8 protein-coding genes are annotated in these 14,720 nt (G+C 56.4%); 6 read left to right on the forward strand and 2 right to left on the reverse strand.

Annotation, left to right across the window (positions count from 1 at the left end):
• Window positions 1–46 precede the first annotated feature (46 nt).
• The gene (locus DVK00_RS21850; RefSeq protein ID WP_199722488.1) at window positions 47–4,270 is read right to left on the reverse strand and encodes a PAS domain S-box protein; all 4,224 of its coding nucleotides are present in this window, start codon (window positions 4,268–4,270) and stop codon (window positions 47–49) included.
• 243 nt (window positions 4,271–4,513) lie between these two features.
• Here DVK00_RS21850 and DVK00_RS18525 point away from each other — a divergent pair, with 243 nt between their 5' ends.
• Window positions 4,514–4,828: a hypothetical protein gene (locus tag DVK00_RS18525; RefSeq protein WP_199722489.1), complete on the forward strand. Its 315-nt coding sequence runs from the start codon at window positions 4,514–4,516 to the stop codon at window positions 4,826–4,828.
• A 208-nt stretch (window positions 4,829–5,036) separates the two neighbouring features.
• On the opposite strand, the gene DVK00_RS21435 is transcribed toward DVK00_RS18525, so the two are convergent.
• Window positions 5,037–5,192, reverse strand: coding sequence for a hypothetical protein (locus DVK00_RS21435; RefSeq protein ID WP_158598825.1), 156 nt, complete (start codon window positions 5,190–5,192; stop codon window positions 5,037–5,039).
• Between the two features lie 288 nt (window positions 5,193–5,480).
• Here DVK00_RS21435 and DVK00_RS18535 point away from each other — a divergent pair, with 288 nt between their 5' ends.
• The 5 genes from DVK00_RS18535 (at window position 5,481) to DVK00_RS18555 (ending at window position 14,399) form a co-directional block, all read left to right on the forward strand.
• Window positions 5,481–5,861, forward strand: coding sequence for a TrbC/VirB2 family protein (locus tag DVK00_RS18535; protein ID WP_121578209.1), 381 nt, complete (start codon window positions 5,481–5,483; stop codon window positions 5,859–5,861).
• A 269-nt stretch (window positions 5,862–6,130) separates the two neighbouring features.
• Window positions 6,131–10,336 carry an ATP-binding protein gene (locus DVK00_RS18540; RefSeq protein ID WP_147435900.1) on the forward strand — a complete coding sequence of 1,402 codons (4,206 nt, stop codon included), beginning with the start codon at window positions 6,131–6,133 and terminating at the stop codon, window positions 10,334–10,336.
• 531 nt (window positions 10,337–10,867) lie between these two features.
• On the forward strand, window positions 10,868–12,967 hold the full coding sequence (locus tag DVK00_RS18545) for a hypothetical protein (RefSeq protein WP_121578211.1): 2,100 nt from the start codon (window positions 10,868–10,870) through the stop codon (window positions 12,965–12,967).
• 444 nt (window positions 12,968–13,411) lie between these two features.
• Window positions 13,412–13,978, forward strand: coding sequence for a hypothetical protein (locus DVK00_RS18550; protein WP_121578246.1), 567 nt, complete (start codon window positions 13,412–13,414; stop codon window positions 13,976–13,978).
• Window positions 13,971–14,399 (forward strand): hypothetical protein, encoded by a 429-nt coding sequence (locus tag DVK00_RS18555; RefSeq protein WP_121578212.1) that lies wholly within the window; start codon window positions 13,971–13,973, stop codon window positions 14,397–14,399. The genes DVK00_RS18550 and DVK00_RS18555 overlap by 8 nt, the downstream gene beginning before the upstream one ends.
• The last annotated feature ends 321 nt before the right edge of the window (window positions 14,400–14,720 follow it).

Genomic DNA, 14,720 nt, shown 5'->3' on the forward strand with positions numbered 1-14,720 from the left:
GGTCTGCTGCACACACAGTGCGTATTCATCGCTCGCCTTGCGACGTTTAGGCCGAAGTGGTGGACGAGTACACCGATTCGAACACTTTCCGTTCGGCTTTCCGGAGATGCTGGTGGAAGGTCGGCGGCGCAACATCGAGTAATGCAGCGACTTCTTCGCCCGAGGTATCACGAGGCCACTCGAAAAATCCGGTGTGGAAAGCAGTTTCCAGCGCAGACCGCTGTCGTGGTGTGAGATCGGTCAGCAATTCGGGAACCGTGGGTTTGCCATGGTCACGGATCGATCGCTGGCGGCGCTTCAGAAGGTTTGCATCGGGATACACCTCGTGCATTTTATCGATTACTTCCCGAACGTTCACGCTCGGTGAGAGATGGACCGTCAGGCGATAATCACCGTCTTCGATGACGGCCTCGGGAACGGAGCCGCCCAGCGAGGCAATGGTAGACAAGACCGGGGGCTCAGAGACTTGGAGTTCGAACATGGTCTCGTCACCATTGTCGCGGAAGGTAACGCTTTCGTAAAACGGAATGGCCTTGACCATCGTCTCCAGGGTATCGATATCTTCCGGCGTCGTCCGCCCGAAGAAGATGTAGTCGTCGTCGGCGATTGGAACCGTCTGTTCGAGGCGGATTGGGTCCGTTTCTGGAACATCTATATCCAGCGACTCGAAGACGTTCTCGATCTGGAACTGCAGTTCGACAACTTCGTCGCTCAACAGCGCGCGTTTTCGCTCGACGGCGGCGATTGCGTGGCCAATAATTTCGCCGAGTTGGACGATCACGTCACGTTCGTGCCCTTCGAACGCCTTCGGGCGCTCGGCGTAGACGTTCAATACACCGTAAGTAGTGCTTTCGTGGACAATCGGGATTGCGGCCGACGACCGGAAGCCATACTCTTTAGCGGCGCTGCGCCAGGGGTCGTAGCGGCCGTCGGTTGAGAGTTCGTGCAACGTCTGCACCTCGCCGGTGCGGAAGGCCCGTCCCGTCGGACCCTTGCTCCGTTCGTCGTCCGGGTCGACGGTGATAGTGATATCGTCAAGGTATCCCTTGACACCCGCCTCGGTCCGGAGATTCACGGTCTCCGTGGCGGCATCAACGTCGCCTATCCAGGCAAAGGAGTACGAATCAGCAGACGCGAGTCGCTCGCAAACGGTCGTTTCGATCTCATCGCGGGTTGACTGGTCGATGACAGCGTCGGTAATCTCCTGGACGACTTGGTTGATGTTGTCCAGTGCGACGAGTTCGGCACGCTGACGCACAAGTTCCCGTTCGTGGCCATGGCTCTCAATAGCGCTTGCGAGGATATTGGCGACTGACTGGACGAAGTTGACGTCGTGGTCGGAGCATCGTGCAGACTCGGTGTCGTGTGTTCCCAAGATACCCCATGGGTCGTCGTATGGACCGATGATTGTGCTAATCCCGCTACAGACACCGTGGCTTGTAAGCAAATGCGGTCCGCTGAATCGCGGCTCCGTGTCGAGGTCCTCGACTCTGACAGGTGTCTCGGACGCCAGGGTGTACGCCGCCTGCGAGTCGGCCTCGACAGCCGAGACGGTCGCCTCGCCGACGATGCCGTCGTCCCAGCCGACGCCCTGACGCAGCAGCAGTTCCTCTGCATCAGCGTCGAGTTCCAAGACTTTACAGTAGTCGTTATCGAGCGTTTCCGCGACGAGTTCGACGGCCTCCGTCATCAGTGCGTCGAGGTCTCGAACTTCTAGGGCGCGCTGCCCCAATTCGGTGACGACTTCCTGTTGACGGACGCGGGTCTCGAGTTCCCGTTCGCGTGTTTTCAACTCCGTGATGTCCTGCGACATTGCCGTGGCGGCAAAGATATCGCCGTCGTCATCGCGTACAGGAACGAAGTGGAACTGGTAGATCCTGCCGTCGATCACATCCTTGAACTCGGAGCTCTGCCCGGCAAGTGCGTCCTCATACCGTGGGACGACGATATCTGCGATTTTGGGTGGCAGGACGTCATGAGCGAGTGACCCCTCCAGATCTGCTCTCGTCACACCTGTCTCTCCTTCTGCCACACCCGCGAACGTAGTATATCGGAGGTTCTCGTCGACGAGGGCAACGGCCCCAGCGGGGAAGTTTTCGATAAGTGTCTCGAAGTGGCGCCTGTACTCCTCGAGTTTACGCTCACGGCGCTTCCGATCGGTAACGTCTCGGACGACACCAGCGGTTCCCTCGAACTCGCCATCGGATGGAAGTTCTGCATAACGGCTCTCGACCATGAGCCGTTCACCAGACGCCGTCTCGATTTCGAGTTCGACGCTTCCCGTGTCATCCTCGCCGTCGCGGAGTGCTTTACGGCGTTGCTCTCCGACTGCAAGTGCATCTTCGTCGACCACCGCAGTGATGTGACTGCCAAGCAGTTCTTGACGGTCGTAGCCGGTTAGCTCCGTGTACCCTTCGTTGACCAGGGTAAACTGGTAGTTCTCGTCGACCGAGTAGACGCCGTCGGTCACCGTCTCGACGATCGTCTCGTACTCTTCGAGTTGGCGTTTTCGCTCCTTGGGCCCGGTGACATCCCGGAAGTAGACCGACAAACCATCCTCGGAGGGATACACGTGATTTTCGAACCATGTCCCGATAGGTTCGTAGAACTCCTCGAACGAGAGAGACTGCTGGGTCTCGAGGGCCTCCTCGAAAGCGTCTACCGCTTTCGGCCCCGGTTCGAGCGCGTCCCAGATGTATCTCCCCTGGAGTTCGGCTGGCGACTGCTCTAGCAGCTCAACCGCGTGCTCGTTGACGTACGTGAACCGGAGGTCATCATCGAGCGCGAAGAACCCGTCGTCGACGCGCTCGAAGATTGTTTCGAGCTCGCTTTCGAGGTCGTCGCGCTGGCGTTCGAGACGCTGGGCCTGTGATTTGAGTCGTGTAATGTCCTCACCAGTGGTGATTACACGTTCGATCTCTCCGTTGGCATCGAATATCGGCGCCGCGTTCACGGACAACCACCGATGCTCACCGTCCGGACGTTCGACCTTCGCTTCCCAATCGAAGACGGGTTCACCAGTCTCTAAGGTTAAAGCGGCAGGATGCTCGTCAGGTGAAACGAGGTTCCCATCTACGTCGTAGACCGTCCGGTCGCTGGGTGAATAGGACTCCGCTTGATCATCTGGTATTCCGAGGACGTCCTTTGCACGTTCGTTTAGTCGGACTTGATTTCCGTCACTATCCAGGACCATGATACCCACGGGACTCGTGTCGATAATCCGGTCAGTGAGGTCGCGCTCACGTCGTAGCTGTCGCTCCTGTTCCCGGCGACCAGTCATATCGCGGGTGACCTTCGCGTATCCATCGAGGGTCCCGTCGTCGTCTCGAATCGCCGTGAGAGTGACATTGGCCCAGAAGCGAGATCCGTCGGCGCACATGCGCCATCCCTCGTCTTCGAACTCTCCCTCTCTTGCTGCTCTCTCCAGATTGTCAGCCGGGACATCCGCAGCACGGTCCTCATCAGTGTAGAACGTGGAGATGTGCTCACCGACGATATCCTCGGCGTCGTACCCCTTGATGCGCGCTGCCCCAGGATTCCACGTCTGGACATGCCCATCAGGGTCGAGCAGGAAGATGGCGTACTCCTCAACTACGTTGACGAGGGACTCGAACTGTTTTCGGTCGGTCCGGTGGGCGCTCTCCTCCGGTTTGCGGTCAGTCACGTCGTAGTATAGTTCGACCCGGCCACCGGCGTACGGCCCAGATTCGATGGGCTTACTCCAGTGTTCGAGCCATCGCTTCTGGCCTCCGTCGCCAGGAGTGACGTGACACTCGAAGCGTTCGGTGTACGTGTTGTCGTCGTACGTCGCCAGAACGGTGTCGACAAACGTCTCCGAGTCCTCGACGACTGGCGCGATGCACTCGTCAACGAGTGTCCGCTTGTCTCGGCCGAGCACCCGCTCACGTTCGACGCCGAAGTGCCGCTCGACTGCCTCGTTGATCCATGCCACCTCAAAATCCGCGTTGAGGACGAATACACCGACTGGGGCGTTGTCGAATACGTCGTCAATTAGGAACTCGGCCGGCGCCTCCCAGTCGGGCGTGGCGGAGTTGCGGTCCTCGAGTGGTCGCCACCACACGCGCCCATTCCCACCTACTTTTTTAATATCGAGTCGACCCTCATCGACGAGACGCTCCAATCGTTCGTACGTGCTTCGTCGGCCAAGCTCGAGGCGATCCGCTACCTCAGTCGTCGTCCGAGGAACTCCGGCTTCTTCGAAGAGCGAGAGTGTTTCCCGGAGCGCATCGGTTAGTGAGCTACTGTTCATTGCTGTGTACTCAAGCCTTCCCGATATCAACCCTCCGCTGTTGGAGGATGGGCCATTTAATAGAAGCGTTCAGACTTGCAGTGTGTTTCTGGAGTAACCCTTTGGAACGAAACTGAAGTGGTACGTGCTTGGCTGGTCAAACTACGAGAACTGTACCTAATCACTTATACTTCCACGTTACGGGTAATGGGCTCCGAGTGGTAGTTACACCGGCCGACGCCGGCTGGATGGGAGAGAGCAACTATGAGTCAATCTACACAGCAAGGGACGAGAGCGTATGAGATGATCGAACGGCTGAACGACAGTGAGTACTACCGAATACTCTCGTCAGACCGACGGCGAACCACGCTCGAGGTCCTCACCGAACAGACTGACCCGGTCGAACTTGAGTCCCTAGCGCGGGAGGTCGCTACCCGAGAAAACGATGGGGATGCAGTCACCGAAGAGATTGTAAATCAGGTTGCATGCACACTCCACCACATTCACCTTCCGAAGATGGCTGACTTCGGTGTGGTAGACTACCACGCGAACGCAACCCGTATTGAGTCTTATTCGTAAAACCACACCTGACGTAACAATACCCGTAGTTTGAGTCGAACCTTTTGACTGCAGGGAGTGATTTTTTGTCGTCTATATCGCGGTTGGGGCTAAATCAGGACAACAAAGCAAGGACCTTGTAATGAATATACTCTCTATATTTGGCGCTGTTTCGAGAACGGTCTCCGGAGGAGGATTTGAAAAGGTCTGCTATCCTCGGCGACTGTCGCTATTCGCCGTCTTCCTCTAGTTCTGGGAGTCCAATCGGCAGATGGGGACTCTGCAGTTCTTCACTCTGCGGGAACTTCATCGAGTCGAGGATTTCGTTGAGCGCTTCGTCGTACGACCGATTGACCAGCGGATTCCGGTGCTTGAAGGCCGTCATTCTCGCGTACGTGTCCGGCTTCAGTGGAATATTCTGATAGCGTGGAGTCTTCTTCTGTTCAGCGTTGGAGTCTGCTTTTCGGGTGTTTGCTGACATCTATCGCTCCGGGTAACACATCGCGCTTAGGAGGGTGCGTGTGTATGGCATCCCATTTAGCGCAATGAAGTATTAAGCATTTCCACACTAAATCAACACTATCAGCAGGGTAAGAGTGGCGTTTTGTAATATTACAATAGTTGCAACTTACTTTTGTTTATCATATCGACTCTCCTAAAGAAGGACGGGAAAATGAATATCCTCCGAACATCCCAACCGGTCAAGAGCATCTCCACGGCGCTTATCGCACTGCTAGTACTCGTCCCCCTGATGGTGGCCCCGGTGGCTGCACAGGAGGTTGGTGGCGATCCTGATGACGTCACTGGCGATGCAGGCACAGATAACTTCGAAGGAATCCTGAACAACATGTACGATGTCGTGATGACTGGCCTCCGCTATGTGGGTCTCATCGCGCTCGCTGCCGGTGGTGTCCTCTACTTCACTGCCCGCAAAAACAGTGACAGAGCTGAGAACGGCATGAAAATCGGTATCGGTGGAGCTGCACTAACGCTGTTCTACTTCGGCATGAACACCGTCATCGGCCTCCTCGAATACATCGCTGGAGGGGCGTAATCGTAACCAGCCGAGAGCTGGGATTCAGCCATCATCCAGAGCGCAGCACCGAGTATAATCACAACGAAGCCCACTTACGAGGTCCGGACACCGAGGCCTTGCACTTCTGTGGGCATTATCGAGCAGTCTCAGCACTCACACTGTGACTGACGTACTACAGTAATGATTGAAACCGAAATCCACCGACAGAACAACATCTGGTGCAAGAATTCGAGTGTTACACAGCCCAGTGAAAGCTGGTTCAAACTCAACAGGATTGGGTGGGGGCTGTGACGCCCACGGCAGACGACGATGAGAGCGGCGGCGACGTTCCGAATAATGGGTACAATGGCATATTCAGCGGCAAGGGCATCGATGTTCGACGCGCGAAGAAGCTTGACTCTCATGTCTCGGATGGTCAGGACAGCTCACCCGCTGGTTCCGAGTCGCCTCGGCGTTTCACGAACACGCAGAGAAGTGAGGAACGGAATCTACCAGCGCCAGCTGATGGGGAAGACGGCGCCGACTCTGTCGACCTCTCTGAGGAGCAGAGGGAGAGTGAGGAGAAAGTCGAGCCGTATGATCCAGCAAAGGATGATATCGGCCCTGGAAAAGCCCTCGGGGACCCAATCGAAGCTCGCCCGTATATCCATATCTCCCCTGCCCGTGAGCAAGTGACGCCCGGAAACGTAGTGAGCGGGCTCTTTGGATTGTACCGGGCTGGTGTCACCAATACCTCGCGCTTCAATCTCCTCTCCGCCTTCGGACTGAAGAACTACGATAAGACGTTCGAGTTCATCATCCACAAACCCCGGGCGACGAAGCGTTTCGACTTCTATCTTTCTGCGACACCGTACGATGCGACCTCGTTCAAGAATCTCGCCGCAAACGTGCGGGCGATGTACCCCGAAAGCTTCGAATTCGAGATCGTCCCGTTCAACCAAGTCGCGGCGTTCGCTTCGAACGACGGTAATGCGCAGGTCGGGGGTCGACGAATCGCTGCCCTAGACGACATCGAAGATCTCGAACGGCTCGATGGATTCGCTGACCCTTCGGTTTTCGAGCATCACGAAATCGGTGGGGGCAACGAGCCAACACCTGATGAGGCAGAGCAATCACTGCACTTGGACGGCGTCCCGTTGCGTCCGCGAGAGGTGCCACCAGAGAAACGCCCCTCGATAGTACAGTGGGAGGGTGTCCCCCGGAAGGGACTCGACTGGATGACGCTCATTCAGCCGTTCAGCGATATCGACATGGACGTCAATGACCAGTATCGCTCTCCTCTGAGTGTCTTGCTGGAGCAGGCAGTTCACACTGACGACCCGTTCGTGTTTCAGGCCGTCTTCTCTCCACGAAAGGACTGGACCGACGAGGCCGAGGAACACAAACGCGACCTCAAGATGGGCAACTACGGGGCACTCTCTGCAGCGACCAACGAGATGTCTCGACAGCTCTTCGGAAGTAGTGACCAGGAACGGCAGAATCTCCACCGAGGAGAAATCCCTGAGCAAGTCGGTGGGACGCTCAACGATGGCGATTCCAAGAAAACGACGGGCTCTCGGATGGCCCAGATAGACCACAAGCAACCGACCACGACGTTCGACCTGACGCTTCGGGCAGCCTCTGACCCAGATACCGTCCAGAGTATCTCGAACGCGTTCACCAGCCTATCAGGCCCATATTATGGAATTGAGGGCAAGATTCTCGATCAGAGTGACAAGCCCTTCTCGCAACTATGCCACGCACGGCAGAACAGAGAGAGCGCGCTGAGCGGGCTCTTGAGCAATCGGTCCCCTATCATCGTTGTTTCTCCTGATGAGCTAGCGAACTTCGTGGTCGCTCCCAGTACGGATGCGCTGCCTCGAGCGAGTCGGGGGTCATCTGGCGGCTCGCCGGATGCACGAGCGCCGCTTACAGCGACTGACGAGGATATGCTGTCGAAATACGACACTGGGATGCACATCGGAAGCGCAGAAACGGCCGTCGAAAACCGGCCAGACATCCCGATTCGACTGTCTGCAGAGCAACTCACCCATCACATTCTCCGAGCAGCGACGACGGGTGGCGGCAAGACGACCGCGATGATCAACGATGCCCTCAGCGCCTACGAGGCATTCGACGGGCCGACGTTCATCTTCGACAAGAAAGGTGGCTCAATGAGCGAGGAGTACAAACGGGCCCACTTCCACAAATTCGGCTCTCTGGACAACGTTATTCATCTCCCAGTCCCCGGCCCTGAAGAAGAAGTCCTCGCGTTCCCCTACTTCGATATTCGGCCCCAGCTGGCTGCAGGCGTGAGTCGAACCGTCGCAGTCCAAGAGAAAATCGACCGCTACAACGAGCTCCTAGTGTACGTTCTCGGGAGCGAACTGACGCAGCAAGCGTTCGTGGCACAAGAGATTCTCAACAACCTAATCAAAGCCCTCTTCGACCCCGAATACGGCCGCGATGCCTGGCCGATAGAGGACCTTCTGAAGGCTGCGTTCGAAATGCAGGAAGGCGAGATCCCGGAAGTGAGCGACGATACACTGCGTCTCACTCTGTCTCGTCATTTCCATGCCGATGAACAGCGCTTCCAGACGTCTATCGACGCGGTGATGAACCGGATTACGAAGCTCGCTGAGAGAAGTTTCATCTGGCGAATCCTGAATTTCGTGCCCGAGTGGGACGACGAGGCCGGGGCTTACGCTGACCAGTCGCCAATGTTCGACATCCAGGACCTGCTGGACTCACGGAGCGTGGTCCTCATCGACACTGGTGACCTACGGCCAGCTTCGAGCAACCTCTTCACATTCATGCTGCTGGATTATATCTGGAGCGGGGCACGGCTACGCCACCGAATCGGTGAAACGCCCAGTGTGCGTGACGACTACGTAATCAACCTGATCATCGACGAGGCAGCACCCCTCCTCCAGTCCGAACTGGTCCGGGATGATATGATTCCAGATGGACGAGAGTTCGGACTCGCGATGGAGGTTATCGTCCACTTCGCTGAACAGGTGAAAGCCGACGCGCTGGACGTCGCGAGCTACAAAGAGATTCTTCGCAATATCAACACCAAACTCATCGGGAAACTGGCTGTCGACGACGAACTTGTCATGACCCTCTTCCACGAAGGTATCGAGTCTGAAGAGCTCGTGGACCGAATCACGTCGCTTCCGCGTGGCGAGTGGGTCGCACAACTACCCGATACAGGCTTCATGACCGATATTCCTGAGCTGGTGACCCTCCTCCCTGTAGACATTCCAGCCGGCCACACCGCTTCGGGCGACCCTGTGACTGCAGAGACAGTCTCGCCATATGGGATTCTGTACAGCGATGCAGCCGATGAAATGTCACGGCGAACTCGTGATGACTACTGTCTGTTGCCGGGCAGCAACACGAAACCATCGGCACAGCAAGTCTCGAACGCGCAGGCAGAACCATCCGGTCCGTCTGTAACGCCAGATGGTCTTCCGCAGTCCCCCGCCACCTCCGGTTCTAGTGGCGACAGCGGCGCGACGAACAATCTCGGCACCTCACTTGGAGGTGGGCGCTCACCTACTGCGAAACGCGACGAGAAGGGGTCGGCCTCCAAATCCCGAGAAGACGAAGACGATGGGGGACCCCATCCTCGACCGGTACCAACGGACGATCTCGTCGACGACCTGGACGCGACCAAATCGAACGGCAGTAGGGCCACCCCCAAACCTGCTGATTCCTCCGGAACCAAACCAGACTCAGAGCCCGTTCCGAATCAGCAGAAGGGCGATTCAGGGGGCAAACCTGAATCTCCCGATGGTGGTCCCAATGCCGATTCAGAAATAGATACAACCCTGTCAGTTGACGAACGGAGGTTCCTCACCGAGGTCGTTACCACGGTCAACGGTCGGCATCCCACGTTCGACATCCTCGATTCGATGGCAGCTATCAAAAATCAGTTCTCTGATATAGATTTAGAGAAGCTGGAGGACCTCGGCTATCTTGAGGTGCACGAAGACCTGAGCCGGATTTACTACACTGTTACCGGCGACGGGCAGGTGGCCTGTGGAGCATCCGTAACTACTGGAGAGAACCAGGGAGATGTGAATGAGAAGACTGTCCACAAGGTACTGGTGGAGGCCTTAGCTCGGTCGCTCGCGAACGACCGAAACAACCAGTATTTCATCAGCAAATATTCGCTGATTGACGATGGGGCTGCCAAGCCTGACCTCGCGGCCTATGACGGTGAGCGGTTGGCTCTCATTGGTGAGGCCATATCGAACAGTCCACCCTATCTCATCGTCAAACACTTCGACGATTACAACGCGGTTGCGGCCGAGCGTAAAGTCTGGATAGTGCCGAATATCTCGGTCGCCTGGGAGATTGTTCGAGCCCTATCGAATGCAGGGCGAATTGGTGAACTCCCTGCCAAGCGAGAGGGGCTGACCTACGATGATCTGAACGCTGAGATCTGGGGCGAAAACAGTGAGTGGGAGTTCGCCGGCGGACGGGAATTGATCCGTGAACTTGAGTAACCGCGTGGATCCATTCGCGCAGAAAGTGCGCGTTCCGCGCACGGCAGGTAGAGAGCTCCTATCGCAGGAATTCCTCTCTGAAAACGCCCGACCGCTGTTGACGGGGACAAAAAGTGTGCAAAATGGCTTAGAGCCTAATTGGGCCTCTCTCAACACTCAGATTCCAAACTCGATTGCGTCTGGAAATCGGTTTGCGACAAAATCCGCGCAAGGCGTAAGGGTGGTTGAAAAGTGGGCAGGTGCAGAAATACAGGGTTTGAACCGCTCTAATGCCAATATTGGAAATGAGGGGGCGTTAGGGTGGTGCCCGTCGACGAGAGCATACCTAGAGGACCTATCGAGCGCTCTCCTGCCTCCATTAGCCATTCCTGAATTGATTTATCATAGTGTTGGGTGGGGACGGAGTCGATACAGCAGTGAAATCGCGTGCAGTCTCTCGGTTTCATCTCGTAGTGTTCCATCCACCCTGAAACCGGTTTGTCACGCCTCGGTGACGGAGGCGTATGCGCCGGAACAATACCAACTCAAACCATGCCGATAATCGACGTTAGAGACGAGGAAATACCCGAAGAAATCCGCCCCATCGAGAACTGGATCTGCTGGCGAGAGGGGGAGCGAGACGGGAAACCTACCAAAATCCCGACGAAACCGTATCGGACCAGTGGCAGCCCGAATCTGGATGTCACCGACCCGAACCAGCGTCGGGATTTCGAGCAAGCAGTTGCAGCCCACGGCGACAGTCGCGTCAACTCCGACGGCCTCGGATTTGTGTTTACCGAGGATGTCTCAATCGCCGGCGTCGACCTCGACAAATGCCGTGATGCCGACACCGGTGAACTCGAAGAATGGGCTGAAGATATCATCGACCGATTGGACTCCTACACCGAAGTCTCTCCATCCGGAACTGGTGTGCATATCCTCGTCGGTGGTGAGCTTCCCGATGGTGGGAATCGGAAAGGCAGGGTCGAAATGTATGACTCCGACCGCTACTTCACTGTGACCGGTGAGCACGTCGATGGGACACCCCGGGAAATACGCACCTGTCAAGATGACATAGAAGCCGTTCACCGAGATTTCATCCGAGGTGGTATCGACTCTGGCGGACAGGCGAGTCTAGATACTGCAGCCGCATCGAATATATCAAAAAACGGTGGAAACGAAGCTGATTCATCTTCCGCCTCTGGCGGACAGCACGAGTCAGAATCGCTTCGAGACAGATACGGTGATGACCTCGACACCATCGAAGCATCGGCTGTGAGAGACGCACTGGCGCGAGTCGATGCTCGGTATCTTCCGGAAGTCATGCCGAAAACGTTCGACGATCTTGCCGGGCCAGGCGTTGAACTATCGGACGAGGAGCTACTCTCCAAGATGTTCGACGCGAAGGGTGGCAGTCGTCGACGTCGCCTCTACGACGGCGACAGCTCGATGTGGGGCTCACCACAAGCCGAGTACCCTTCTCAATCTGAAGCCGACATGGCGATGGCTCACTACCTGGCTTTCTGGACGGGTAAAGACCCTGCTCAGATGGACGCCCTCTTTCGCGATTCTGGTCTGTACCGAGAGAAATGGGACCGGCGTCACTACAGCTCGGGGTCAACATACGGGGATGTCACTATTGCCCGGGCTCTACTCCGTGTGGACGACTACTACGAATTGCCCTCCGCCAATGGGAAGAAATTCGGCGGGTCATCTTCGAACGGGACACGCGAGGCAACTGATGCATCGACTTCTTTCGACGATTCATCGAAATCTTCGGGCCACGCCGCTGCGGCTGACCCGGGGACTGGTCTGAGCAACGCTAGCGGCGCTGGAGACGCTTCAGATGGCGTGGCGACTGATTCCCCATCCGCCGGCAGTAAAGCCGACACGGAGCCATCCAGCGCCTTTGGTGGCGATGCGACGCCGGCACCAGAGCCTCCCTCGCCCACAGCCCACACTGACCCACCTGTCCGAACTCCCGATGCAGTGTCCGGCGACTCCGTCGAAAATGGCTATGCCGCAGAACAGGACGAACAAGGACGCCGTTCTGCCTCTCCCCGTGGTCTCGACACCGACGATACGCTCCGTGAGAGTACACAGGAGGCTATGGAACTCACGGCTGCGGCAGCCGGTAAGGACTGGGAGCGTACAGACCCACATCTAACCGATGACGAAAAGCACGCGAACGACTGGAGTGTGCCTCGCGAAGGCCGGACACCGACACAGCAGGCCCTGGACATGGCCCGTGAGGACAACCGGATATTGGCCCGGAAACTTCGTCGGGAAAGCCATCAGTATGCTGACTACCACGCACTCGAGGAGGAGAACGAGCGTGTCAAGCTCAGTAACCGGGTATACCTCCAAGCCATCGACGAGCTGATGAGCGAACGCCATCGCTACCGGGAACTGCTTCGGAAGGAAGGCCTCCTGTCAGAGGAGGATGCTCGTCTTCCAGATCATCCAACGAAGCATCTCAAGGCAATTATCCGGCCGATGATCCGGCGAGAAGACACGCCGACAGCCAAGGAAACGCTCACTGGCATTGACGCGGTCCTTCAGCAATACACTGAGGCCAACGAACAAATCAGAGGAACGGAGCGAAAGACCACAGGAGGCGTTCGTGACCGCTTGTCACGACTGTTCGGGTAGTGTTTCTTGAGCAGCCGTGTGACCAATGTCTCGAGAATCTGTTCTCGCTTTATTGTCGTTGAGTCAGTCGTAGGAAGGGGTCTCTAAAGAAATCCCTCAAAGGCTCAATATCTTAATTTGATGTCCGGCAATACGGGCAGTGCTGCTCTGTGACTTTCGAATTATAAATTCGGCCGCAAGCAACGCATTCTTTGATGGGATTGTTGGTCATACGAGTCTTAAGCTATAATATAATATAGCAGTTCCCCTATTTTCTTGCCATCAGACAGTAGAAGGACTGTACTGACAGATTGAAAACCGCGAATAGGTCATTGTCAGGAATCCAGCAACGTGCGGTTTGTCTCGTCGCGTGTGGACAGAGCCTTGAGACCTAAACTGAAATAATCCAGTTAACAGTAGTTATTTCACAGAGAAATGCGTTAGTCCTTGTAAGTGACCTCGAATATGGATTTGACCGATACCCCTCAGGATATACCGGGAGACGATGAAGAAGCCCCTGACTTCGATGCGTGGGAGTCTCCCGACGATGTACTGAAGGAAGGACCGACCAGAGAGCGGATGCTGGACGTCATCATGCAGCTGCGAGAGCCAACGAAGGTGTCGACCATCGCGACGCGAGCAGACTGTGATACAGAGACTGCTCGCGACTATCTCCAGTGGTTTGCTGAGATGGGGATGGTGCGTGAGCTGTCCGGACGGCCTGTACGATATGAGCGAAACAACTCCTATCTGAAGTGGCGCAGAATCGAGCAGATTCGCCAACGGTACTCAGAGACAGAGATTGTGGCACGTCTCACAGAGACGCTCGATGCGGCCACGGAGTATCGAGAACGCTTCGAAGTCGACTCTCCAGACGATGTCTCTCTGGTTGAGGAGAGCTATGAGGAGTCAATAGAGGACATCTGGGAAGCGGTATCAAACTGGAAGACTCTCGAAGAGAGAGCAGCGCTGTTGGATGCTGCTCGCCGCGAGGATACGTCTGGCGGGCATACTGAGACAATCGATGCCTGAGGGGGACACAGACGGTGTTGGTGGCATCGATAGCGATGTCTTAGAACGGATCGGACGACGTCTTCGCGGGAGTACTCGTTTCGAGGCTGTAGAGTACCGCCCTGAGTATGCCCCAAACGCGGTCGTCGCCGAGTACGATCTCGGATATTTCCCCGCTGCCATAGAGCGTGCATATCTTCGCATCCGGTGGTTCGAAACAGATGATTTCAACATTCACTACTCCGAGCAGTATCGGGACGGAAACTCGTGGGAGTGCAGATGGGACTGTCATCCGAACAGCCACAACGACCGGGAGCATTTTCACCCACCGCCCGACGCAATGACGCCTGGCCAGGACATGGAGTTCGAAAGTGATTGGCGAGCAGTGATTTCGGAGATTCTGTCGGAGTTGGATGAGCGTATTCAGTCGTTCTGGGAGTGACCGTAGTACCCTCTGTTAGGGTCGGTGAGAACTTTTCTCAGCTACCTACTTCGCTCTTCCCGCGTATTTGTCCCCAAAGGAGACTGAGGGAGTCAGGGGTGTAGCGAATCACACTCGTCCGCCGATTGGTTCCATCGTTGCTCGCTTCCAACCGGGGCGAGTGAGCGTTTTTCTCCCGACCTCGGCCGCGAGTGCAGTGAGACACCTTCTCAGAAACCCGCTTCGCATTTCCCGCGTATTAGCCCCCAAAGGGGGCTGAGGGGATGTGGGGCGGAGCAGGTCCGAGAGATAGTTGTGATGTCACGACTATCGAGGTCTCGT

It is taken from the genome of Haloarcula sp. Atlit-47R (assembly GCF_003665985.1).
Lineage (GTDB): Archaea > Halobacteriota > Halobacteria > Halobacteriales > Haloarculaceae > Haloarcula > Haloarcula taiwanensis.